This window comes from Kitasatospora cinereorecta, assembly GCF_024172095.1.
Taxonomy (GTDB): domain Bacteria; phylum Actinomycetota; class Actinomycetes; order Streptomycetales; family Streptomycetaceae; genus Kitasatospora; species Kitasatospora cinereorecta.
Genome location: NZ_JAMZDX010000004.1, coordinates 767,560 through 790,955 on the forward strand (window position 1 = coordinate 767,560; position 23,396 = coordinate 790,955).

At 72.3% G+C, this 23,396-nt stretch carries 16 protein-coding genes; 6 read left to right on the plus strand and 10 right to left on the minus strand.

Features of this window, described 5'->3' with window-relative positions:
• Nucleotides 1–23: 23 nt before the first annotated feature.
• The 8 genes from ddaH to FHR36_RS23765 form a co-directional block, all read right to left on the minus strand.
• A complete protein-coding gene (ddaH, locus tag FHR36_RS23730) occupies nt 24–878 on the minus strand; it encodes a dimethylargininase (protein WP_344586027.1) in 855 nt (284 codons plus the stop codon).
• Nucleotides 879–919: 41 nt separating this feature from the next.
• Complete coding sequence (locus FHR36_RS23735; RefSeq protein ID WP_253800187.1) at nt 920–2,707, minus strand: hypothetical protein; 1,788 nt, start codon at nt 2,705–2,707, stop codon at nt 920–922.
• 35 nt (nt 2,708–2,742) lie between these two features.
• Nucleotides 2,743–3,147, minus strand: a complete 405-nt coding sequence (locus FHR36_RS23740; RefSeq protein WP_253800188.1) for a four-helix bundle copper-binding protein — start codon at nt 3,145–3,147, stop codon at nt 2,743–2,745.
• Nucleotides 3,148–3,170: 23 nt separating this feature from the next.
• Entirely contained in the window at nt 3,171–4,727 is a 1,557-nt protein-coding gene (locus tag FHR36_RS23745; protein WP_253800189.1) for a pyridoxal phosphate-dependent decarboxylase family protein, read from the minus strand.
• A 28-nt stretch (nt 4,728–4,755) separates the two neighbouring features.
• Nucleotides 4,756–5,982, minus strand: a complete 1,227-nt coding sequence (gntD, locus tag FHR36_RS23750; protein ID WP_253800190.1) for a guanitoxin biosynthesis L-enduracididine beta-hydroxylase GntD — start codon at nt 5,980–5,982, stop codon at nt 4,756–4,758.
• Between the two features lie 166 nt (nt 5,983–6,148).
• Complete coding sequence (locus FHR36_RS23755; protein WP_253800191.1) at nt 6,149–8,950, minus strand: ATP-binding protein; 2,802 nt, start codon at nt 8,948–8,950, stop codon at nt 6,149–6,151.
• A gap of 66 nt (nt 8,951–9,016) precedes the next feature.
• The gene (locus FHR36_RS23760) at nt 9,017–11,821 is read right to left on the minus strand and encodes a LuxR family transcriptional regulator (RefSeq protein ID WP_253800192.1); all 2,805 of its coding nucleotides are present in this window, start codon (nt 11,819–11,821) and stop codon (nt 9,017–9,019) included.
• 278 nt (nt 11,822–12,099) lie between these two features.
• A complete protein-coding gene (locus FHR36_RS23765; protein WP_253800193.1) occupies nt 12,100–14,061 on the minus strand; it encodes a glycoside hydrolase family 9 protein in 1,962 nt (653 codons plus the stop codon).
• A 153-nt stretch (nt 14,062–14,214) separates the two neighbouring features.
• Between FHR36_RS23765 and FHR36_RS23770 the strand changes: the two genes are divergently transcribed.
• The 4 genes from FHR36_RS23770 (at nt 14,215) to FHR36_RS23785 (ending at nt 20,035) form a co-directional block, all read left to right on the plus strand.
• Complete coding sequence (locus FHR36_RS23770) at nt 14,215–14,889, plus strand: winged helix-turn-helix domain-containing protein (RefSeq protein ID WP_253800194.1); 675 nt, start codon at nt 14,215–14,217, stop codon at nt 14,887–14,889.
• A complete protein-coding gene (locus FHR36_RS23775) occupies nt 14,886–16,139 on the plus strand; it encodes a sensor histidine kinase (RefSeq protein WP_253800195.1) in 1,254 nt (417 codons plus the stop codon). The genes FHR36_RS23770 and FHR36_RS23775 overlap by 4 nt, the downstream gene beginning before the upstream one ends.
• 410 nt (nt 16,140–16,549) lie before the next feature.
• Complete coding sequence (locus FHR36_RS23780; protein WP_253800196.1) at nt 16,550–18,202, plus strand: FAD-binding oxidoreductase; 1,653 nt, start codon at nt 16,550–16,552, stop codon at nt 18,200–18,202.
• A gap of 288 nt (nt 18,203–18,490) precedes the next feature.
• Nucleotides 18,491–20,035 carry an amino acid permease gene (locus tag FHR36_RS23785; protein WP_253800197.1) on the plus strand — a complete coding sequence of 515 codons (1,545 nt, stop codon included), beginning with the start codon at nt 18,491–18,493 and terminating at the stop codon, nt 20,033–20,035.
• Nucleotides 20,036–20,339: 304 nt separating this feature from the next.
• Here the strand turns inward: FHR36_RS23785 and FHR36_RS23790 are convergent, their stop codons facing one another.
• Both FHR36_RS23790 and FHR36_RS23795 read right to left on the minus strand, forming a co-directional pair.
• Nucleotides 20,340–20,999, minus strand: coding sequence for a hypothetical protein (locus FHR36_RS23790; protein ID WP_253800198.1), 660 nt, complete (start codon nt 20,997–20,999; stop codon nt 20,340–20,342).
• A 72-nt stretch (nt 21,000–21,071) separates the two neighbouring features.
• Nucleotides 21,072–21,755 carry a TetR/AcrR family transcriptional regulator gene (locus tag FHR36_RS23795; RefSeq protein ID WP_253800199.1) on the minus strand — a complete coding sequence of 228 codons (684 nt, stop codon included), beginning with the start codon at nt 21,753–21,755 and terminating at the stop codon, nt 21,072–21,074.
• Between the two features lie 154 nt (nt 21,756–21,909).
• Here FHR36_RS23795 and FHR36_RS23800 point away from each other — a divergent pair, with 154 nt between their 5' ends.
• Nucleotides 21,910–22,752: an urea amidolyase associated protein UAAP1 gene (locus tag FHR36_RS23800; RefSeq protein WP_253800200.1), complete on the plus strand. Its 843-nt coding sequence runs from the start codon at nt 21,910–21,912 to the stop codon at nt 22,750–22,752.
• Nucleotides 22,749–23,393, plus strand: a complete 645-nt coding sequence (locus tag FHR36_RS23805) for an urea amidolyase associated protein UAAP2 (protein WP_253800201.1) — start codon at nt 22,749–22,751, stop codon at nt 23,391–23,393. Before FHR36_RS23800 ends, FHR36_RS23805 begins: the two co-directional genes overlap by 4 nt.
• Nucleotides 23,394–23,396 lie beyond the last annotated feature (3 nt).

The window sequence follows — 23,396 nt, forward strand, 5'->3', positions numbered from 1 at the left end:
CGCTCCGTTCCTCCGAAGCGCCGTCAGCGCTGATCCCGCACGTCGAGCGTGCAGCACTTCACGCTGCCACCACCCTTGAGCAGCTCGGACAGGTCCACCCCGATCGGTTCGAATCCGCGCCGCCGCAGCTGGTCCGCCAGACCGACGGCGGCCTGCGGCAGCACCACGTTCCGGCCGTCGCTGACCGCGTTCAGGCCGAAGACCTCGGCATCGGCCGCGCTCGCGAGCACGGCGGTGGGGAAGAGCCGCTCCAGGACGGCCCGGCTGCCCGGCGAGAACGCCGCCGGGTTGTACATGACCTCGTTGTCGTCGAGCACGGCCAGGGCGGTGTCCAGGTGGTAGTACCGGGGATCGACCAACTCGAGGCCGATCACCGGGCGCCCGAAGAATTCCTGTGCCTCCGCGTGTCCTTGGGGACTGGTGCGGAACCCGGTGCCGGCCAGGATCCAGACGCCGGTGACCAGGAAGTCTCCTTCGCCCTCGTTGACATGGCGCGGGTCGAGAACGTCGGTGTAGCCGTGGGCACGGAACCACTCCTGGTAGGCGGGTCCCTCGGCGGCCCGCTCCTGGTTCCGGAATCGTGCTCCGAGGACCTTCCCGTCGATCACGGTGGCGCCGTTGGCCGCGTAGACCATGTCCGGCGTCCCCGGCAGCGGCTCGATCAGGTCCACCTGGTGGCCGAGGCCCAGGTACACCTCGCGCAGCCGCTCCCACTGGGCGACGGCGAGGTCGCGATCCACCGGTTTGGCGGGATCCATCCACGGGTTGATCCGGTAGCTGACTTCGAAGTACGTCGGGCGACACATGAGATACCGACGGGTACGCGCTTCACGGGCGGGCGTCCGGTACTGGACCGGGGCAGTGGCGGAATGGCTCACTTTGTCTCCGTTGCGGGTGGGAGGCGGGGCGGTGCGGGTTGTCAGACGGCGGTCTCACGCAGGGCGGGATGCATCGGCTGCAGCTTCGGCAGCGGCGCCGACAGCACCTTGCCGTTGCGCAGCGTGCGCTTGCGCCAGTCCGACGCGTCCAGCGGGAGGAGGGAGTGCCGCTTCCTCCGGGAGGCGTCGATGCCGTGGGCCCGATCGCTGATGTCGATGCCGCTCGCCGCGGTGATCTGCTGGATGCGTTCCGCGCCGAAGTTGATCGGCACGGCCTGGCTGTACTCCTGGGCGCTGACGTCCAGCCAGGCCTCGGTGTCCTCCTTGATGCGGTCCGCGAGCCACCGGATCGCATCGGTCCGGGAGGTACCGGCGTCGCGTGACTGCCAGTACTGCAGGATCCGGGCACTGTGGCCGATCATGCCGGTCATGGCGCCGCCGCTGGTCAGGAAGTGGCCGTTGCCGAAGGAGTCGCCGGCGACCACGCCGTTGGGCGCGATGAGTGCGTCGTCGCCGATCCGCTCGATCAGGCTGAAGAGCTTCGGCCCGTAGGCCATCTGCACCTTGGTCAGCTCCGACTTCGGGATCTCGAGGACCTCTGCGGCCTGCTCGACGTAGAAGTCGAAGATCAGGTGCTGGTAGGCGGCGAAGTACTCGGGCGACTCCGGGTCGGTCCCGGCCGGGATCAGTCCCGCCTCGACGGGATCGAACGACATGTAGTCGGGCACCTGGACCAGGACCCAGCCCACTTCCGGATCGTTCTCATGGCCCACCGCGATCTGCCGGACCCAGTACTCCCTTCCGTCGGCGTCGAACATCGAGGAGATCCGCCGGCGTAGTCGTCCGTCGATCAGCACCTCCATCAGCCCCGCCACGAAGTCCGCCTGGGCCACCACCGGCCCGCGGCCGTCCTGGTGGTCCACCTCCACGTCGTGCTGCCGGAATCCCAGGCGCTTCGCGTCGCTGCTGTGGAAGCCCTGGGCGATCACGAACAGCTCCGGGACGCCGATCTCGATGGTTTCGCTGCCCGGTTCGCGCACCCGGACGAACCTGCCCTTGAAGTCGTACTCCTGGAGCGGCTCGATGCGGATCCGCAGCCGGCCGTCCGGAAGGCGGAGGAACCCGTCGCCCTCCGTGGTGACCACCCGGTGCCGCGAGAAGATCCGGACCCGGGGTTCGCCGCCGTGGGCCAGGTCCTGCTCCTCGATCCGTTCCAGGTACCGGCGCATCAGGGTCAGCGTCGCCGCGGCCTCCGCCTGGAAGGTGGACGCACCGTTGAGCATGTCGGCGACGTCACCGCGGATCATGTTGCTGTCGGGCCGCTCCGGCGGCTGCGGGGGTGAGAGCACGGTGATCTCACGGTTCGGGAGGCCGCCCCGGAAGCGGTCGTCGATGAACTCGACGTGGTGGATGCTGCCGGAGATGTGCTGGTCCCTGTCGAAGCCGTCGATGATCTCGTCCGCGACGATGTCCCCGGCGCAGGTGTCGGCGCTGCGGAAGCACTCGGCGAGGCGGAACAGCCGGCCGTCGGCCCGGCGTGGCACACCCTCCGCCCCGTACCGCTCCAGCATCAACTGGTCGATCAGGCCGAACTGGTGGTACAGATCCTCGCGGATGTTCCAGTGCACGCCGAGGAACGGGTCGCCGCGCATCTCGACGCCCACCGCCCGCCGGCCCATGGCAACGCTCCACAGCATCGCCATCATGTTGGTGCCGCCGAGGCCGAGGGCCAGGAAGTCGGGGTCGAGGACGCCCGGCAGCTCGGCCTCGCTCTCGTGGGAGGGCGTGGTCACCGCGGCCTCCCGCGGGGTGTCAGGAGAGTGAAGCATGGTTGTTTCCTTCCGGGTTACGCGGGGAGAACCCGTCACGAGCTGAGCTCTCCGAGGAGACGGCGGCACGTCTCGATGCCGCGGACGGTCGCGTTCGAGCAGGTGCGGGCCTGCGGGTAGTCCTCGGCGTGGCTGCTGCACAGTTCGTGGCTCAGCCGCAGTGCCACCAGGCATGCCGCGAGCTGGGCGCGGAGCAGCTCCGGGTCGGGGTCGCTCCGGCGGGTCAGCACGCGTCGGGTCACCGCCAGGACGTCGGCGCAGTCCATGTCCCGACACACCTCCGACAGGAGCTCGATCGGCTCGGGCTCGTCGAAGACGGCGGAGGCGCATCCGGTCACGGCCTCCTCGCACTGCTGCAGGACGGCTGCGGCGGAGACGAGCGCGTCCCTGTCCGGTAGGACGAAGGCGGTGTGGCCGGGGATGTCGATGGTCTGGTTCACGACAGGTTTCTCCTCACGTGTGGTCAGTTGCTCCGGTTGTCCGTTGCGTTGGCGCACCGGGCCTCCTCCTCGGCCACCCCGGCCGCGATCACGGACGCGATCAGTCCGCGCACGTCGGCCTCCGTGGTCCTCGGGTTGAGGGTGGTGAACTTGAGACGGATCCCCCCTGCTTCACCGGTCAGGTCGGTACGGCCGATCACCGCGGTGCCACCGCGCAGGAGGCGGCGGCGCAGGCCGGCGTTGATCCGGTCCGAGGACACCGGGTCGTCCTGGGCCGGCCGGTAGCGGAAGACCACGGTGGACAGGGTCGGTTCGGCGACGAGTTCCAGTCGCGGCTCCGCCCGGACGCGGTCGGCGGCGTAGCGGGCGCGCTCGCAGCAGGTGTCGACCAGGGCGCCCAGCCCGGAGCGGCCCAGCGCCCGCAGGGTCACCGCGATCTTGAACACGTCGCCGCGGCGGGTGGTGAGCAGCGACCGGCCCAGGTTGCTGGTGTAGCCCGCCTCCTCGTCGTCCTCCGGGTTGAGGTAGGCCGCCCGGACCGCCAGCGGGTCGAAGGTCTCCGCCCGCCGGGCGAGGAACACCCCCGCGCCGACCGGCTGCCAACCGAACTTGTGCAGGTCCAGCGAGACGCTGTCGACGGCCTCGATGTGGTCCAGCAGGCCGGACAGCCGGTCGGAGAACAGCACACCACCGCCGTACGCGGCGTCCACGTGCACCGAGGCGCCCCAGGCGCGGGCGATCGGCACGATCTCGCGCAGCGGATCTATCGAGCCGAAGTCGGTGGTGCCCGCGGTGGCGACCACCAGGAGGGGCGCGTCGCCCGCGGCCGCGGCCCGCTCCATCGCCGCGTGCAGCGCCCGGGGGTCCATCCGGTAGTTCTCGTCCACGTCGACCGGCACCACGGCGGAGGTGCCGAGGCCGAGCAGCGCGGCGTTGCGTCGGACGGAGACGTGGGCCACCCGCGACGCGAAGATCCTCGGCCGTCCGCCGCCCGGACCGGGCGCGTCCGCCGCGCCGGGGTGTCGCGGTCGCACCGCGTCACGTGCCAGCAGCAGCCCCATGAAGTTGGACTCGGTACCGCCCGAGGTGACGACACCGGCCGCGGTGGCGGGGTCGAAGCCGACCAACTCGGCCAGGGCGGCGATGACCTCGCCTTCGAGCACGATCCCGGCCGGCGTCTGGTCCCAGGAGGCCAGATCGGCGTTGAGGGCCGTGGCCGCCACATCGGCGGCGACCGAGAGGGCCAGCGGCGGGCAGAGCAGGTGCGCCGACCAGGCTGGGTCGGCCAGGTCGGAGGCACCCCACGCGAACATCCGGGCCAGCGGTCCGAGCACGTCCGGCCCGGCGCCCTCCTCCGGCAGCACCTCGCCGAGCGAGGACAGCACCTCGCGCTTCAGCTCGGACGGATCGCCGGCCGGAAGCGGGCCGCCGCGCGCGGCGGCGCCGTCGACGAGTGAGGTCAGGACGATGTCGATGAGCCGGCGCAGCTCGGCCGGTCCGCCCGGCCCGCCGGCCAGCGGCGGCCCGGAGTACCGTTCGGAGGTGGTCGGCCGGGCGGCCCGTTCAACCGTGTCGGTCATGGGAATCCTGCCTTTCCTGTTCTGACGGTCAGTGGACGATTCGGTCGTCGGTCGAGACCCTGGCGTCACGCGATCGACGCAGGTCACGAGTGATGTTGACGCGCTTGAGCCAGCGGTCGCGGCCGTCGTAGTTGGCGGCGAACGGCTGCCGCCCGTGGACCGCACGGAAGTTGTCGACGAACAGCAGGTCGCCGGGTTCCAGGACGACGCCGTTCAACTGCTTGTCCACGGCTGCCGACAGCCGGTCGAGCGCCGCCATGGCGTCGAGGTCGTCGGTTCGTTCCACCTCGGCGGAGTCGAGCCTCAGACAGGGCGAGGCCGGATCGCCGAAGAGGATGGCGACCTTCTGCGGATGGCTCAGCATCTGTTCGATGCGGGCACGGCCGCGTGCGATCACCTCGGAGTGCCTCGCGCTCGTCGGCCGGTTGGGGTCGCCGTTCCTGGGCAGGTGGGCCTCGTCCGGGCGCAGGACGAACCGCGGCTCGAAGAGGATCTCGGCGGCCTCGCGATCGAGTTCGACGTCCTCGATGCACGCCACCGTGGTCTCGGCCCGCTGTGGGTTGCGCAGGCACATCAGTCCGACGTAGTCGGCCCGGTAAGGATGGAATGCGTCCTCCGTATGCCACAGCAGGGTCGAACTGCTCCCGGAGTTGATCTGCAGCCCTTCGTGTCCCGGGATCGGAACGACCTCGTGCACCACCCGGCCCGCCTGCTGGCTCGCCCAGCCGAACACGTCACCGAGCAACGAGGAGCACAGGACGAAGAAGAACTCCTCACGCAGGGTCGGTCCGGGCCGACCGGCGGTGTCGGCCCAGTGGCGCGGCGTCTCGCCGATCCGGTCGTCGCTCACCCGGAATCCGGATATTCGGCACGCGCCGGCCGGTTCCTCCAGTCGGAACGAGTTGAGCGACCTGCGAAGCCGTTGCGGAAGCTGCTGTGCGAAGACCGTGGATTCCCTGAGGAATTCGGGGTCGTCGGCCGATGGGTGGCGTCCGGCGACGGTGGAGACGAGTTCGTCGATCGCCTCGACATCGGACCGGGTGAGCTGGATGTGGAGCATGCTGAAATCGCCCTTCGAAGGCGGGAACCGGCGTGCACGACGGGGATCTGGGCGACGGGCATGACCCGGCGAGCGCCACACCCCGAGCGACGGCGATGTGGCGTCACAGCTGTGCGCCCAGGGAGCGAACGCGAAGGCCGGCCGGGTGCCACCGATCCGACGTGCTTCAGCGCGGCGGCGACCGACGTTCGACACTCATGACGGCGGCAGCACCGGTGGGTTTCAATCGACCATCCGACTGTGGCGCGCATCACATCTCGGGCCGCCGTCCGCCGGCTTGGCGGAGGGCGCGACCTCGCCGCGGCTCGCCCCCGGGCCACACCCGGTCGGCGCGTTCACCCCTCTTCGATCCCGTCGGCGCTCATGCGCCGCGGCGGGCCGCCTCCCGCGCGATGTCGACGCGCGAACGTACCGTCAACTTCGCCAGGATGTGCGAGACATGGGTCTGCACGGTGCGCGGGGACAGCAGCAGCTCGGCTGCGATGTCCGGATTCGAGAGGCCGGCGGCGACCCGCTCGGCCACCAGCAGCTCGGTGGGCGTCAGGCTCTCCCAGCCCGAGGTCACCCTCGCCCGAGGGCCGCGCACACCCTGACGAATCCCGCAGGCGCGCAGCCTGGTCTCCGCCCGCCGGATGTCCCACCGCGCCCCCAGCCGGGTGTACACCTCCACGGCCTGGTTCAGGCGACGTTTCGCCTGCGCCGACTCCCCCTGCCGGGCCAGGAGTTCGGCCGCGTCCTCGAGCGCCATCCCCTGGCGCAGCGGACGGCCCAGCGCGGCGTAGAACTCGGCGGCCGCCAGCACCGGCTCGGGGTCGGCTGCCAGCAGTCCGCGGCCGTAGGCGGCGGCCTGGCGCCACCGTTCGGTCGACTGCTCCTGCGGACCGGGCGGCCGGAAGCCGGCCGCCGCCTCGGCCGCGCCCCGGTCGTTGACGGCGAGCGCCAGGCGGACCACGACCGGCATCCACTCCGGGCCCTCGGTGACGTGGTCGGCGAGCTCGGGTATCAGCGCCTTCTGGAGGGCGGCGAGGGCCTCCTCCGTCCGTCCACCCTGTTCGGCGACGACGGCCCGGGCCATGAGGAGCCAGTCGGCCGCGCCGATGTCCACCACCTCGTCGAGCTTCTGGTCCCGGGTCGCCCGTAGATGCTCCTCGCAGCGGGCGCGATCATCCTGATGCGCCCTCACCAGGGCGGCCAACCCGTGCCAGGAGACCGCGATGACCTGGTAGGCGTCCTCGGACAGGAACTCGATCTCGGCCAGGGCGTCGTCCCAGTCCCCCGCCATGAAGCGGTGGTCCGCGATGGCGACGGAGGAGGACGCGTGGATGCCGGGCAGCCGGTCCCGGACCTGCTGGAGCCGCAGCACCTCCGCCTTCGCCTCGCCGGATCGGCCGAGGGACGTCAGCATCTTGAGCCGTTGGACGCGCAGATTCGCCTCGTCCCGGGTCCGCGCGCCATCGGCGCAGTGCTCGAGGCCCAGGTCGACAGCGGCCATGGCTCGGGTGTAGTCACCGAGGCTCCGGCTCATCTGGGCCGTCACCCAGCTGGCGGCCGCGACGGCGTGGTCGTCGCCCGTCCGCCCCCCGAGGGTCATGCCCGCCGCCGCGGCCGCGGCCGCCTCGTCCTCGTGTCCGGCCCAGTGCAGGTGGAAGGCGCTCTGCGCGGCCAGTCGGGCCGCGGCCCGCTCGCTGACTCCCTCCAATCCCATCGCAGCGCGCAGGACCTCGACGGACTCGGTGAACCCGTCGCTCAGCGACCGCGTGCGATTGAGTGCCTCGGCGAGCAGCCAGGACGCCTCGGCCACGGCGTCGGGGTCGGTGCCGAGTCCGCCGATGACGGCGCGGGCCGAGGTCTCGGCCTCCGGGCCGCGCCCCGAACCCAGCAGAGCCTCGATCAGCCGCAGGGTGAGCGCGGTCGGCGCCGGAGGTGCCGGAGCCCGTAGCGCCTGCTCCAGCAGCCGGGCCGCCACCTGCGGGGACCGGTCGACCAGCTCGCGGGCGTGGTCGGCGATCCAGGTGACCGCCCAGTCGTCCGCTTCCAGCCCGTCGGCCCGCATCAGCTGCGTGGCCACCTCGTCGTCCGCGGCGCCGACCCGGTCCAGCGTCCGGGCGACGTGTCGGTGCATGGCGCCGCGCAGCGCGCCGGGGATGGTCTCGGTGAGCGCCTCCCAGATGAGATGGTGCCGGAATGCCAGCCGGTCAGCCGTGGCCACCAGGATCTCCGCGGACGCAGCCTCCTCGATCAGCGGGAGCATGACGACGAGCGATCGGTCCAGGACCGCGGCGAGGTCGCCCGGCCGGAATTCCATTCCCAGGACGGTGGCCGCCCGCAGCACCTCGCGTGCCCCGGAGGACAACCGCTGCGTGCGGTCGGAGATCGCCGCCGCGGGCGCGATCACCTCATGGCCCGGCAGGAGGTCCACGCCGTCGGGCCCGACGCTCATGGCGTTCTTGCGACGCAGGAGGGCGAGCACCTCGGCGGCGTAGAGCGGGTTGCCCCCGGTCCGCGCGAGTTCCCGGCGCAGCGACGGCCCGGCCGGGGCGGCCAACAGGACGGCGGCGAGCGCGGCGAGGTCGCCCTCGTCCAGCGGCGGTAGCGGCAGCACGAGGCCGTCGCTGCGTTCGAGGACGTTCAGTACCGGTTCCAGCACGGCCCGGTCCGCGCCGGACCTGGCGGCCCCGGCCACCACGAGCGGGAGCTGTTCCGCGTGCCGGACCAGCCGGCCCCACAGGGCGGCTGATGCATCGTCCGCCCACTGCAGGTCGTCCATCACCAGCAGGACCGGCGTGGCGGCGCACCGCTGCTCGACGATCTGGAACAGTCGCTCGGCCGCCGCGTGGACCGGACTGGTCGCCCCACCACCGGTGGACCGCAGCAGGGACGTCACCGCGGCCCGGTCGTCCTCGGAAGTACCGAGGAGATCGAGGAAGGGCCAGAGCGGAAACTCCCGCTCCCATTCGTCGGCCGCTCCCCGCAGCACGGCGAAACCGCGCGCCCGGGCCTTGGCGGCGCAGTCGGCCAGCAGCGCCGACTTCCCGATCCCCGCCTCGCCCAGCAGCAGCACGCCCCGGCCGGTACCGGCGGCGGCCGCGGACAGGACGTCCTCGAGCATGCGGGTCTGCGCCTCCCGGCCGAGCAGAGGCGTGGACGCGTTGCGCTGTTCCATGGCCAGGAACCATACCGGCGGTGCCTCGCCCGGCCGTCGGAGTCGACACCGGCGCCGGGGCGGTCCTCAGCGGTCGGCCCGTTCCGCCGCGAGCACCGCCAGTTCCACACGTGACGATTTGTCGAGTTTGGCCAGGATTCTGGAGATGTGGGTCTGCACGGTCCTGCGGGCCAGCCGCATCCGGTCGGCGATCTCGGGGTTGGAGCATCCCTCGGCGACCATCGCGATGACCGTGTGCTCGGTCTCGGTCAGCGAGTCCCACCCGGTGGCGGTGCGCTTGGTCGACCGTCCACGAGGCGCTCTGACGCCTTCCGCCATCAGCCCTTCCGCGACGCGGCGGGCAGGCCATTCGGCGCCGAGCACGCGGTAGGCCTCGACCGCCCGGGTCAGTTCCTCGCGGGCCTCCCGGCGGCGGGCCGACCGCGCCAGCATCAATGCGGCGACCTCATGGGCGAGTGCCGCGAACAGCGGACGGGAGGCCGTGCGGTACAGCGCGGCAGCCTCGACCAACCGGCCCGGCTCGTGTTCGGCCAGCCCGGAGCAGAGCTCTGCGGTGGCCCGCAGGGTCGGCGTGGGCAGCGTGGCGGCAGCCTCGTGCGCCGTCGCCGCCAGGGCGATCAGCCGGTCGGTCCGTCCGAGGGTGAAGGCCAGCCGGGCCGTGTCCGGCACCATGAAGTCGGCGAGCGCGGAGCCGCCGGACTGCTCCGGACCCGGCCGACAGGACTCGACCAGCAGCCGCAGCGCCTGCTCCGGTTCCCCCTCGGACTCGCACAACAGGGCGTACCCCCACCGGTGGACGCCACCGACGGCGATGGGCTCCCGCGAGCCGGAACCGAGGCCGCGTACGAACCGGGTGTGCTCGCAGCGTCGGCCTCGCTGGACCTGGACGAGTGCGGCCACAGCATGCAGTTCCGGCTCGATCTGCCGGACGTCGGCTGACGCCAGACCGGTCCGTACCTCGGCGAGCGCGGCCTCCCACTCCCCACTCAGGAATCCCACTTTCCCCAAGGCGCAGCGGTACCGGGCGTGGAACCTGCCCTCCGGGTCGAACTCGACGCCGGCCCGGAATGCGTCGTACGCGTCCGCCGGGCGGTCGAGGACGAGCAGGCAGTGACCCCGGACGAGTTGCGGGGTCGTCGGGATGTCGAACCCGGTCCGGCGGTCTCCGAGGACGGCGAGCGCCTCGTCGGCCAGCGCGAGCGCTCCCTCGGCGCGCCGGCCGACCAACAGCACGGCTGCCTGTACGCACAGACCGTGGGCCGTCGCGTCGGCGTCGCCGACGTCCCGCCCGATCCCGACTGCGTGGGCAGCCTCCTGCTCGGCTGCGGCATGGTCGGCGCGCAGGTGGCGGCAGTGCGCCAGGAGCCCGTGGAAGCGCGCCGACTGACTTTCGGTCAGGGCGCCGCCGCGCAGAGCGGCACGACAGAGGTCCGTGCACTCGGACAGTCGTCCTTGGCGGAGGAGCGCCTGGGCAAGCCACCACTGTGTCGTCCCCTGCCACGGCGCCGGCAGCCCGCCCGACAGCAGCCGCCCGGCGGCCTGTTCGGCCTCGGTGAACCGACCCGCGCACACCAGTGCCCCGACCAGTTCGGCCTCCAGGTCGGGGGTTTCCGGTCCCATCGCCCGCCGCAACAGGTCCACCGCCAGTCCGGGTGCCCGAGCGATCAGGCGGTCGAGGGCGGACCGGAGCCACGGCAGGTCCGGTCCGCCCACATCCGGCGCCTTCAGCAGATGCTCGGCCACCCGGTCGGGTGGCACGTGCGAGTCGGCGAGCGACCGGCCGATCTGCTGGTGCAGGGCGGCCCGGATGGCCGGGGCGTGGCTCTCCTCCAGGACCCGCCGGACCAGGTCGTGGCGGAACGCCAGGCCGTCCGGGTGCTCCCGCAGCAGCCCTGCCGCGATCGCCTCGGACACCGGTTCCATCAGCTCGAAGGCCGACCGCTGCAGCACGGCTGTCATCTCGGCTGCGGTGAACGCCGGGCCCAGCAGCGCGAGCACGCGCAGCAGCTCACGGGTGGCACCGCTCAGCGCGTCGATCCGACGCAGGACCGTCCGCCTCAACGAGGCGGGGACCGGCGGCGGGTCGTCGACGAGCTCCGCCCCCGACTCGCGCACGCGAATCTGCCCGGCCTCGACCAGCGCGCGGACCAGCCCCTGGACGTAGTACGGGTTTCCGGCTGCGCCTGCCACCAGTTCCAGTAGCGCCTCGTCGGGCGCGCCGCCGACCTGCGCGGCCACGAGCCTCGCGACGTCCCGCCCACCCAGCGGCTGGATCTCCACCACCGGCACGCCGCGACCGGCCAGTGAGCGCAGCGCCCGGCCCGGCGCACCGCCGTCGCCGAACGGCCGACTGGTGAGCACGACGAGCAGCGGCAGGTGTTCGAGCGCCCTGCTGAGGCGGTGCAGGACGACCAGGCTCGCGGCGTCGGCCCAGTGCAGGTCATCCAGCAGCAGTGCCACCGGAGTGCTCGCGCACCAGTCCTCGAGCAGCACCAGCAGGGCTTCGGCGACCACCGAACCGGGCCCGGGCCCGCCGGCCGTCGGCACGGCGGGCTGCTCCGCCCGAAGCAGCTCACGAAGGCGCGCCACGTCCGGCCGTGCCGTCGGCTCACCCGTGGTGAGGCAGGCCAGCACGGCGGCAAAAGGCCGTCGCTCCTCGAGTTCGCTCGCGGCCCCGCGCAGGACGGTGATCCCCGCGTCACGGCACAGCTGCCCGGCCAGGTCCAGCACGGCGGTCTTCCCGATTCCCGGCTCGCCGGTGAACACCACCACCCCACCGCGCCCGTCGGCCACCTGCTGGACGAGCCCGCCGAGCCGCTCGCGCTCGCCCTCCCGACCGATCACCGCGCTCGACGTCGACGTCTCCGGCATTCACTCCCCTTCCGCCCCCACCACCTGCCGATCCACGGGCTGAGGAGCGACAACCGACCCAGGTGCCTCAATCGTCGGGAATCTCCCGGAAAGTCAACCACGGTCGACCGGCCGCCGTAAGCGCGGTCCTCAGCCGCGGGCACAGGCCGACCGCCGGGACGTCGACGAGCAGTACGGCCGCGCACCTCGTGTTCGCCTCGGCGGCGGGCCTGCCCCGCTTCCGGTCGGCTCCGCCCGCCTACGGACATACGACCGACTCGGCCAGGGCGTTTGTGTTGTCAGTTGGTGTTGGTGCCCGCGTCCTGGGGTGCGGTGGCGAGGGTGAAGGCGAGCAGCGCGGTGGCGGTGAAGTCGTCGGCGGATTCGACGGTCTGCCAGGCGCCGACGTGGTCCATGAAACCGGCGCCGCGGCCGTCGAAGGCGGCGAAGGGGTTGCCCTGGCCGGTCGGGCAGGTGCGCATGGTGGGGAAGGAGTTGAGGTCCTTGAGCTTGTCTGCCGCGTTGGGGCCGTTGACGACGCCGCCGAGGAGGATGTCGCCGTCCCCGTTGAGGTCGCCGGCCAGGTTGGCGGCCTGGTGTTCGGGGCAGTGCGGGAAGGTCGTTCCGGCGCCGATGACGAAGGAGGAACCCCACGCGTTGGCGCCCAGGGCCCAGTTGCGCTGCTGGGTGGCGAACGCGGCGTAGCGGGGGTCCCCGGTGGCCTGGTGGTAGAGCTGGGCGGTGGCGGCGAGGCCGAAGGTGTGGGGCACGGAGTCGAAGTCGGTGTAGACGGCGCCGGCCCCGAAGGGGTCGCGGGCCGCGCGGGCGCTGCCGTCGTCGAGCTGGCGCTTGAGGTCGGCGACGAGCTGTTCGCGTGTCACTTCGGTGCGGGTGGTGCCGTCGTCGAGCAGGTGGGCGAGGTCGGCGTGGGCGAGGGCACTGACGTCGCCGAGCCCGAGGGTGCCGAGGCTGTCCGAGGTGATGTACTGCTTGGCCCAGTGTCCGGCCTGCCTGGTCCAGTCGCTCGTGCGCTCGTCCCGCAGGGCCTTGGCGGCGAGGGCGAGCTCGGTGGCGCCGAATTCCATGTCGTCCTGCCAGGACGCCTCGGGGTAGAAGCCGTGGGGGAAGGCGGTGACCAGTCGGTCGCCAGGGTTGGTGTCTGCGAGGGCGTAGATGTGTGCGGCCTTTTCGAGTTCCCCGTGGGCCCGCTCGGGCTCCTCGGCGGCGTCGAGCTGGGCGGCCAGGGCGAAGGTGGCGGCAACGCGCCCCGCGAGGTTCGGGCTGATCGGCTTGCCGGGCGGTGCCGCGCGGAAGACCGGCCGGTGCTTGATCAGGTAGTCGGGGTCGCCGGGCTTGACGTCGAGGGCGTCGTCGGCCTCCGGCAGGCGCCACACGTCGTGGTCGGAGCGGATCTTGCCACTGCCGTCGTCGGTGTCGCCCTTGCCGAGCCCGACCTGGACGTAGAGGGTGCGCGACGTGTCGTCCCACATCTTGTCCAGCCAGTCCAGCCCGTGGCGTGCCTCGGCGGCGAGCTCCGGCCCCCCGACGGCGGCCGTGCGGTGCGCGAGCAGGAGACTCGCTGTGGAGTAGGAGGCGGTGTGGGTGAACTTGAGGAAGTCGCCGGCGTCGTTCCAGCCGCCCGAGACGTCGATCGGGCCCGCGACGCGCTTGAGGGGCGCGGTCAGCACCGTCTCGTCGTCGGCATAGGCGGGGGTGTCATAGACCGTGGCCTGGCGGTCCGCCAGATGGGACGGCTTGCGGCGAAGTTCCGTGGGGACCACGTCGGCGCCGTCGCGCTGGGCCTGGAAGAAACGGACGTTGTCCTGGATGAGCTTGCCGAAGAGGTCGTCCGCCGCGGCGATGCGGAACGTCGGGGAGACGGCGGCGACGGGCCCGGACACCTCGATCCGGTAGTCGCCCGGCTCGGTCAGCGGCGACAGGTCGAGCGTGTGGACGGCCTTGTACGTGCCGTTCCAGCCTCCGGTGGAGGAGCCGACCTTGCCCTTGAGGACCTCCTTCCCGGAGGAGTCGAGGACTCGGAAGGAGGCCTTGGACGCGGAGACGGAGGTCATCAGGTGGGCCTGCTTGGCCTCGCCGGGTGTGTAGCCGACCTGGTCGACGCGCACCACCGCCTGTGGAGCACCCGCAGCCCGGGAGTCCGCGCCCTGCGCGGACTGGACACAGTGGACCGCGGCAACGGTGGCTGCCAGGCCGGCAGCGGTCATGCCGATGACGCGCTTACGCATACGGATCTTTGCCATGCCCGCAGACTGTCAGCGGGTCCATGAAACGAACATGAGGCAGGTACGAAACCCCAGCGCTGCCTACGCGACGTCTCGCCACCGCACCCATACCGCGCCAATCACGACTACCCCGGCTTTCGCGCTCTTTTCGATCCGTTAGGCTCGCCCGCCATGCGCGTACTTGTCGTCGAGGACGACCCCGAACTCGGCCCCGTGATCACCCGCGGTCTACGTGAGACCGGCTTCGCCGTCGACTTCGCCACCGATCTCGCCGACGCCGACTTCAAACTCGCGGTCAACACCTACGACTGCCTGGTCGCCGACCGCACCCTGCCCGACGGGGACGCGCTCACCCTCGTGTCCGCCCAGCGCAAGGCCGGCTCCACCCTGCCGGTCCTCCTGCTCACCGCCCTCGACGCGGTCAGCGACCGCGTGGCCGGATTCGAGCACGGCGCCGACGACTACCTCGTCAAACCCTTCGCCTTCGCCGAACTCAACGCCCGCGTCCGCACCCTGTGCCGCCGCAGCCGGCCCGCACGGCTGCCGGAACTACGCGTAGGCACCCTGGAACTCGACCTGCCGCGCCGCAGGGTCCGGCGCGACGGCGTACTGCTCACCCTCACCGCGAAGGAGTTCTCGGTCCTCGAGGTCCTGATGCTGCGCGCCGACGAGGTGGTCACCCGCACCGAACTCATCGAACGCTGCTGGGACGAGCAGACCGAACCGCTCTCCAACGTCGTCGACGTCCTCATCGGCCAGCTGCGCCGCAAACTGGGCCCACCCGAGCTCATCTCGACCGTGCGCGGCGTCGGCTACCGGCTCGCCGACCCCGCCACTGATCGGTGATCCCGTCCAGTCCCGCCGTCGCACGCCTCCACCGGGTCCGGTGGGCGACGACCCTGCTCTTCGCCGCGACGACCGCTCTGTGTCTGCTGGTCCTCTCCGTCCTGGCCGTGCGCACCGATGACCGGTCCCGCACGAACGATCTCGACAACGGCGTCAGCCGGCGGGCCGACGGCCTCGCCCGCGCCCTCTACTACGACGCCGGAGTCCTCCACCTCGACGCCCTGGCGGAGGACGACCTCGCTCTGAGCGCGGAGCGGCTCGCCGTCATCCAGGCGCCCGCGCCCGGCCGGCCCCAGATCCGTCACGCGCCCACCGCGCCTGCCGCTCTTCCCGACCAGGCCGGGCTGGACGAGATCTGGAAACAGGTCGAGCACGACCAGGAGACCGTTTTCATCGCCCTGGAGGCCGGCGGCCGGGAGATCCGGTGGGCCGCCGCCCCCGTCTGGGACGGCGACCGGATCGGCGCCGCCGTGCTGGTCGGAGCCGACCCCGCCCAGAGCCGGGCCGCCCACGACCGCCTCGTCCGCCGGCTCGCCCTGGGCTGCGCCGCCCTGGTGCTGGCCGCCGCCGCCGTCGGGCACCTCCTGTCCGGACGGGCCATGCGGCCCGCGCTGCGCGGGCTCGACCAGCAGGAACAGTTTCTCGCGGAAGCCGCGCACGAACTCCGCACCCCGCTGGCCACCCTGCGCCTGGTGGTCGAAAGCGGCAGCGCCTCCCCCACCCGTGCGCCCGCCGCCCTCGACGAAGCGGTCCGTCTCGTCGACCGCCTGGGCCGGCTGGTCACCGGGCTCCTGGCCCGGGCCCGCGTCGAGGCCGGCACCCAGGAGGTCGAGCTCACCCCGCTGCGACTCGACCAGGTGGTCGAGCAGACCGTCGAGGAACTGCCGGACTGCAGCGGCGTCACCGTCACCACCGAAGCCGTCATCGTCAACGGCGACCCCGAACTGCTCGCCCAGGCCGTCCGCAACCTCGTCGAGAACGCGCTGCGACACGGCGGCGGAACCCCGGTCGAGGTGAGCGTCACCGCCGACCGCATCACAGTACGGGACCACGGCCCCGGCGTACCGGCCAAGGATCGGAAACGGGTCTTCGAACGCCACGTCACCGGAACCACCAGCAGCGGGACCGGAACCGGCCTCGCCATCGTCACATGGGTCGCCGAACTCCACGGCGGCACCGCTCGACTCCTCCCCGCCCCCGGCGGGGGCCTGCTCGCAGAACTTCTCCTCCCCCCACCCACCAGTGGCTGACACACCGCGGCAAGGCTCCTCGCCGGGTCGTCCCACACAACGCAAGCAGCATGCCGAGCTCCCTGAGGCAGATCAGCGGCCCGCGCACAGCGGAGGAAGAAACAGGAGCGGCGCCACCAGGAGTCCGCGCTCCTCGCCCTGACCGCCTCGGCATCGGCGGCGGCGAGCCGGGACGGCTTCCGGTCGGACTCCTTCGTTCTGGCAGGACGTGCACACCAGCTCGCCCCCACACGGGCTACCGCTGGGTGGTCTCAGCGATCACGGCTGGAGTGCGGCCCACACCCGGCCCGATGAACCGCAACCCACCACAGCGCCCCGGCCGCCGGCCAAGTCCCTGCACACGAGAATCGGTGAGGCTGGAGACAGCCCCCGATCCCACGGCACAGCGGACCGAGAAGCGGAGCACGACGATGGCCGACAGCACCACTCCCCCGCCGGCGACGCGCCCACCCACGCCGGACCGACGGGCCGTGCTGCGCCTGGCAGCAGGCGCAGCCGCAACAGCAGCCCTGGCGGCCTGCACCGGAACCGGCACCGGTAGGAACGCCCAGTCGATCAGCAGCCCGCCGGCGCCGTCCCCCTCCGGATCGGCAACCGGATCCCCTTCCCCGTCCGCCGCCTCGGCGAGCCCCGCCGACTGGACGGCCCTGACCAAGGACGTGCAGGGCACGGTCATCCTGCCCGGAGACGTCCGGTACACCCCGGCCAGTCGCCAGTACCAGCCGCAGTTCGACACGGTCCGGCCTGCCGGCGTCGTCTACGTGGCGAACGCCCAGGACGTCGTCACCTGCCTGGCATTCGCCCGCCGCTACGCCGTTACCGTGGCGCTGCGCAGCGGCGGCCACAGTTACGGGGGCTGGTCCGCGGGACCGGGACTGGTGCTGGACGTGGGGCGGCTGAACACCGTGACGGCATCCGGGGGCGGCGCCACGGTGGGGGCGGGGACACGACTGATCGATATGTACACAGACCTGTCCGGGCAGGGCGTCACCGTCCCGGCCGGCACCTGCCCGAGCGTCGGTGTGGCCGGTCTGACGATGGGTGGCGGGGTGGGGGTGACCTGCCGAGCGTACGGACTGACCTGCGACAACCTGACGGGCGCCCAGGTGGTGACCGCTGACGGGCGGACGCTTCGGGTGGATGCCGGGGCGGACCCGGACCTCTTCTGGGCCCTGCGCGGCGGGGGCGGGGGCAACTTCGGGGTGGTCACCTCGCTGGAATTCCGCACCCACCCGGCGGTGGACTGCGCGTACGCGACGCTGTCCTGGCCGTGGTCCTCGGCGGCGGCGGTGGTGCGGGCCTGGCAGGCCTGGGCACCGTCCGCCCCCGACCAGCTGTGGGCCAACCTGCACCTGGACGCCTGGCCGGACGGACGGACGGCGATCGGCAGCACCGTCAACTACCTCGGTTCGAAGAGTGAACTGGGCAAGCTGATCGACCGGTTGGACGTTCAGCCGTCCTCGGTGAGTCTCCACGCGAAGCCCTATCTGGACACCATGCAGGTGATGGGCGGGGTGTCGGGGTGGTCGCAGGCCGCCGCCCACCTGGCGGGCACGCTGCCGGGTCAGGACCCGCAGGGGCGGCTGACCCGCGTGTCGTACGCCTCCCGGTCCGACTTCTACACCCGCTCCATCAGCGACACCGGCATCGCGACGCTGGTCGCCGGGCTGGGGCGCTACGCGCGGACCGCACCGCAGGGCGGCAGCGCGACCGTGGCGTTCGACGCGCTCGGCGGAGCCGTCAACCGCATCCCACCCGGGGACACCGCCTTCGTGCACCGCAGCGCGCTGTTCCTGGCCCAGTACAGCGCCTACTTCCCGGAGGCGGGCCCGACGTACACCAGCGGGGTGGACCAGTCACGGGTGTGGCTGGACGACGTGTGGTCGGCGATGCGGCCGTACGCCGGCGGAGAGGCCTACCAGAACTACCTCGACCCGCAGTTGAGCACCTGGGAGCAGGCCTACTACGGAGCGAACGCGGCACGGCTGCGGCAGGTCAAGCGGAGCTACGATCCCACCGGACTCTTCCGGTTCCCCCAGGGAGTGCCGGTCGGAACCGATTGACGAGCCACCCCTCCACGTCACCCCCGCCCGAGCTGACCTCCGTCCTGCTCGTCGAACCAGCCGCTCCGAGAAGCGATCTCCGCGGCGGTAGCGCAGCCGGCCGACTCCTGCGGCACCGAGGAGCACCCGGCCTGAGACCCGCCACCGGGGAATCACGGCCGCTGCCGCCGAGAGAGGAGTCACTAACGGTCGGGACACGGCGGCGACATGCGGGGGAAACGGGCCATCCCTAATTTCTGTCGAACGACAGGAATAGGCGGTACCTCGCCTCTGCGACAGGGGAATGCCATGACCGTTGCCACCGACCGGACCCCGTCCGCCGCTCCTCCGCCCGGCAACGCCGCCGACGCCTCCCTCGCCGGGTTCGGCTACCGGCAGGAGCTGCGGCGACGGATGGGGCGGTACGCCTCCTTCGCTGCCGGATTCTCCTTCATCTCCGTGCTGACGACGGTGTTCCAGTTCTTCTCGCTCGGCTACTCCTTCGGGGGAGCGCTGTTCCTCTGGACCTGGCCGGCCGTCCTCGCCGGTCAGCTGCTGGTCGCCGCCTGCTTCGCCGAACTCGCCGCCCGCTACCCGATCTCCGGCGCGATCTACCAGTGGTCGACCCGGCTGAGCAGCCCGGCGTTCGGCTGGTTCACCGGCTGGATCATGGTGGTCGGCCAGGTGGTCGTGGTCGCCGCGGCGGCGCTCGCGCTGCAGGTCGTCCTGCCGACCGTCTGGTCCGGCTTCCAGCTGGTCGGCGGCGATCCCGCTCCCACCACCGTGACCGGCGCGGCCAACGCCGCCGTCCTCGCCCTCGTCCTGCTCGTCCTCACCACCCTCCTCAACGTCCTCGACAACCGCGTCCTGTCCGCCGTCAACCGGGTCGGGGTCACCGCCGAGATCGTCGGCGCGGTCCTGATCGTCCTGCTCCTGCTCACCCACGCCGAGCGCGGTCCCGCCGTCGTCCTGCGGACGGGCGGTCAGGGCGGGTCGTTCGCCGCGCTGCTGGTCGGCTCGTTCGCCGCCGCGTACGTCCTGATCGGCTTCGACAGCGCCGGCGAGATGAGCGAGGAGACCGTCGACCCGCGCCGCACCACGCCCAGGACCGTCGTCACCTCCCTCGCGGTCGCCGGTGTCCTCGCCGGGCTGCTGGTTCTCGGCGGACTGCTCGCCGCGCCGAGCCTCACCGACGGGCGCCTCGCCACCGAGGGACTCGGCTACGTCCTCACCAGCAGCCTTCCCGCCGGGGTCGGCAAGGCCCTGCTGGTGGATGTCGCGGTGGCGATCGCCGTGGCCACGCTCGCGATCCAGACGGCCGGCACCCGGATGCTGTTCTCGATGGCCCGCGACGGCGTACTCCCCTGGTCGGCGCGGCTGTCCACGGTCTCCCCGCGCACCGGGATGCCCTACGTTCCCGCGCTGGTGGTCGGCGCCCTGGCCGCGGCGCTCGTGCTGCTCGACCTGGCCTCTCCGGCGGCGATCCTGGCCATCGGCACCACCTGCATCGCGATGCTCTACCTCGCCTACGCGATGGTCACCGGGCCGATGCTGCTCCGACGCCTGCGCGGCACCTGGCCCGGCCCGGACGGCGGCGAGCGCGACGAACGCGGCGACCCGCTCTTCTCGCTCGGCCGCTGGGGGCTGCCGGTCAACGCCCTCGCCCTCTGCTACGGCCTCCTCATGACGGTCAACCTGGCCTGGCCCCGCGCCGTGGTGTACGACCCCGAGGGCGGCCACTGGTACTTCCAGTGGTTCACCGTCCTCTTCCTCGCCGCCACCCTCGCCGCCGGAGCCGTCTACCGCACGGTCGGCTCCCGCCGCCGGTCCGCGGCAGGTCTGCCCGGGAGTTGATCGCGGCGGGGGAGATTCGTTCCACGACGGAGGAGTGGCGGGAGGACCGGATCGGCAGTGCGCCGCGGGGTGCGAACCACGGTGCTGCGCAGGATCGATGCGGGGTTCGCCGTGATCGGGGACGTCAAGTTCCTTTCCGGATGCTCGGCGCTGCCGACCGACGAGCCCGCGGGTGGTGCGGCTGTCGGAGCTGCCCCGGTCGCGGCGGCCGGCGTCCCTCGCCGATGGACCGGCAACGGGACCGGCCGGCCCAGGAGATCGCGCAGCCGTCGAGCCGACGCGGGATCCCCGCCGACCCCGACCGTCAGGACTCGTCGATGCGGAACCCGATCCTGCGGGCCCGATCCGCGACGGTGGCGAAGTCCGCCGAGGCGGAGAGCGCCGCGACCGAGCGCCGGGTCAACGGGGTACCGGCCAGGACCGCCGCCACCGCGTCGCGGTCCACGGAGAGTTCGTAGTAGTCCGCGGCGTGGCGCAGGTACGCGTCCGGGCTCCGGTCGACGAGAAGGTCGAACAGCCAGTCGGAGCCGTCCGTCTCGCCGTCCTCGAACTCCACCGGACCGCTGCGCCATTCGCCGTCGCCGGTCTCCCGCCACAGGCACACCGTCGCGTCGAAGAAGTCCTCGCACTGGAACAGCGGCGCCGACGGGTACGCGGACAGCGCGGCCGGTAGGCCATCCAGCAGTCCGGGCCAGTGCACGCGGTCGTCCTCCCGCCAGGGCGTGGCGTCGCTCTCGTGGTCGAACCCGTAGAGGAACACCCCGGCCGGGTCGAACACCACCGCGTACTCGTCGCCCGAGCCGTTCACCATGCGGGCCAGATCCGCCCCCTCCCGCCAGTCGGGAACGAAGGTGTGCAGGGGGTCGCGCGGGTCGAGCACGGCGTCGAGCAGCGCGACCGCCCGGCAGTGGGCGCGCAGCGTGGTGGGGTCGGGCAGCGAGGACAGCAGTTCACGAACGGTCACGGTGCCCAGTCAACACGGCCGCACCGACACCGTCGGTCGCGGAACGGACCCGACGGTCGCGGCGGGACGCCGCTACGCCCGGGCGAGGAGTCCCCGCCCCTCGTCCGCGAACCGCGCCAGCTGCTGCGGCTCCACGCCCACGACCCGCAGGGCCGCGTCGGCCGTCGCCTCCGCCAGGGCTTGCGCGTCGCGGCCCGGATCGGCGCGGCGGATGAGGATGACACTCTCGGTGAGGCCGAAGAGCAGGTCGGTCCGGCACGACAGGTCGGCGGCGCCGAGGGCCGCACCCGGGCCGGTCGCGGCGAGCAGCTCGCCGTACGCGGACTTGAGCTGGTCGCGGACACGGTGGAACTCCGCGAACCGCTCCAGTCGCACCTCGGGCAGCAGGTAGAGCTCGCCGAGGTTGTGCGGACCACCGCACAGCAGGGCCACGTCGGAGCGGCACAGCGCCCACAGCCGGGCCTCCGGCGATGCGCCGGCCCGGGCGACCAGGCCTTGGGCGATGTCCAGGGACGGGCGGACGGTCCCTTCCAGGAGCGTGGCGAGGATCTCCTCCTTGCCGGCGAACCAGTGGTACAGGGACGCCTGCCGCAGCCCGGCGCGTTCGGCGACGGCTCGGGTGGAGGTCGCGGTGTAGCCGCCGGTCGTGAAGAGTTCGGCGGCCGCGGCGAGGACCTCCTCGCGGGGCTCCAGTCCACTGGTGGGCCGGGTCTGGGCGCGCGGGCGGCCGACGCGTCGGCTGGGGGGCGGGCTCACCCTGCGATCCTCGCACACGCCCGGCACCCTCCTGACGTTCCGGCGCGTCGGTGAGCGTCCGGTAACTGCACTGCAACGCAAGGGCAATGACGGTGACTCCGCCCCACCCTAATTTCTGTCGAGCGATAGAAATATGGACCCGGAGGTCGAATCCATGGCGACACTGTCAGCGACGGCATCGACGCGGGGCGCCCGCGACCACGCCCACGCCCAGGGGGGCAGGGCGGTCGACGCCATGCCGGTGCTGCCCGCCCGCGCGTGGCCCGCGCCGCCCGAGGGCGTCGCCCCCGAGGCCCTGGTGTGGGCGGAGACGGTGGCGGGCGGCAACTACACCCACCGGGTCCTCGCCCGGGGCACCGAACTGCGCCTGACCGACCTCGACGGCGACGCCTGCGCGCACCTCCTGCTGTTCTGCGCCGACCGGCCGTGGGAGCGGCTCAACACCGCCGACACCGTCAAGGTGCTCTGGAACGCCTACCTCGGCCCGGGCCACCTGCTGCTCTCCGACCAGGGCCGGGTGCTGGCGTCCGTCGTCGCCGACACCTCCGGCCGGCACGACGCCCTCACCGGCACCTCCACCCTGGCGCGCAACACCGCCCGGTACGGCGACGGCACCGCGCAGTCCCCCTCCCCCGCCGGACGCGAGCTGTTCAAGCTCGCCGCGCTCAAGAACGGCCTCTCACCGCGCGACCTGCCGCCGTCGGTCTCCTTCTTCCAGGGCGTACGGATCGCCCCGGACGGCAGCACCGTCTTCACCGGATCGGCGGGCCCCGGCGCGGGCGTGACGCTCCGCGCCGAACAGGACGTCACCGTCCTGCTGGCCAACGTCCCCCACCCGCTCGACCCGCGACCCGCCTACACCTGCGGACGCCTCGAGGTGCTCGCCCACCGCGCCGCGCCCACCGCCCCCGGCGACCCGCTCTGGGAGGCCACCCCGGAGGGCCGCCGCGCCTTCCTCAATACCGTCGACCACCTCACCGCCCGGGGAATCGCATGACCACCACCGCCGCCCGTGCCCGCGTCGTCCACGACGACACCGTCCCGGCCCGCGCCGCCTGGTCCGCCGTCGTCCGCGAGGGTCAGCTGCTGACCGTCACCGACCTGCACGGCAACCAGGCCGCCGACTTCCTGCTCTACGACGCGCACGACACCTCCGTGCGCTACAGCGCGCCCGACACCGTCCAGGCGCAGGGCAACATCTTCCTGACCACCGGCTCGGTGCTGCTCTCCAACGAGCACACCCCGCTGATGACCGTGGTCGAGGATACCTGCGGCCGGCACGACACCCTCGGCGGCGCCTGCTCCAAGGAGTCAAACACCCTCCGCTACGGGCACCACACCTGGTCGCAGCATGCCTGCGTGGAGAACTTCCTCGCCGAGGGCGCCCGGCACGGCCTCGGCAAGCGCGACCTGGTCTCCAACATCAACTGGTTCATGAACGTGCCGGTCGAACCGGACGGCGCCCTCGGCATCGTCGACGGCATCTCGGCGCCGGGCCTGAAGGTCGTGCTGCACGCCGAGACGGACCTCCTGGTCCTGCTGTCCAACTGCCCGCAGGTCAACAACCCCTGCAACGGCTTCGACCCGACGGCCGTCCGCATGACCGTCACCGAACCGCCCGAGAGCGACGAGGGCTGACCG

What these genes read in the sequence shown, in the direction of transcription:
- FHR36_RS23735 (WP_253800187.1), bottom strand. Translation starts at nt 2,707, where the DNA reads ATGCTTCACTCTCCTGACACCCCGCGGGAGGCCGCGGTGACCACGCCC.
- FHR36_RS23745 (WP_253800189.1), bottom strand. Translation starts at nt 4,727, where the DNA reads ATGACCGACACGGTTGAACGGGCCGCCCGGCCGACCACCTCCGAACGG.
- FHR36_RS23755 (WP_253800191.1), bottom strand. Translation starts at nt 8,950, where the DNA reads ATGGAACAGCGCAACGCGTCCACGCCTCTGCTCGGCCGGGAGGCGCAG.
- FHR36_RS23760 (WP_253800192.1), bottom strand. Translation starts at nt 11,821, where the DNA reads ATGCCGGAGACGTCGACGTCGAGCGCGGTGATCGGTCGGGAGGGCGAG.
- FHR36_RS23765 (WP_253800193.1), bottom strand. Translation starts at nt 14,061, where the DNA reads ATGGCAAAGATCCGTATGCGTAAGCGCGTCATCGGCATGACCGCTGCC.
- FHR36_RS23770 (WP_253800194.1), top strand. Translation starts at nt 14,215, where the DNA reads ATGCGCGTACTTGTCGTCGAGGACGACCCCGAACTCGGCCCCGTGATC.
- FHR36_RS23780 (WP_253800196.1), top strand. Translation starts at nt 16,550, where the DNA reads ATGGCCGACAGCACCACTCCCCCGCCGGCGACGCGCCCACCCACGCCG.
- FHR36_RS23785 (WP_253800197.1), top strand. Translation starts at nt 18,491, where the DNA reads ATGACCGTTGCCACCGACCGGACCCCGTCCGCCGCTCCTCCGCCCGGC.
- FHR36_RS23800 (WP_253800200.1), top strand. Translation starts at nt 21,910, where the DNA reads ATGGCGACACTGTCAGCGACGGCATCGACGCGGGGCGCCCGCGACCAC.
- FHR36_RS23805 (WP_253800201.1), top strand. Translation starts at nt 22,749, where the DNA reads ATGACCACCACCGCCGCCCGTGCCCGCGTCGTCCACGACGACACCGTC.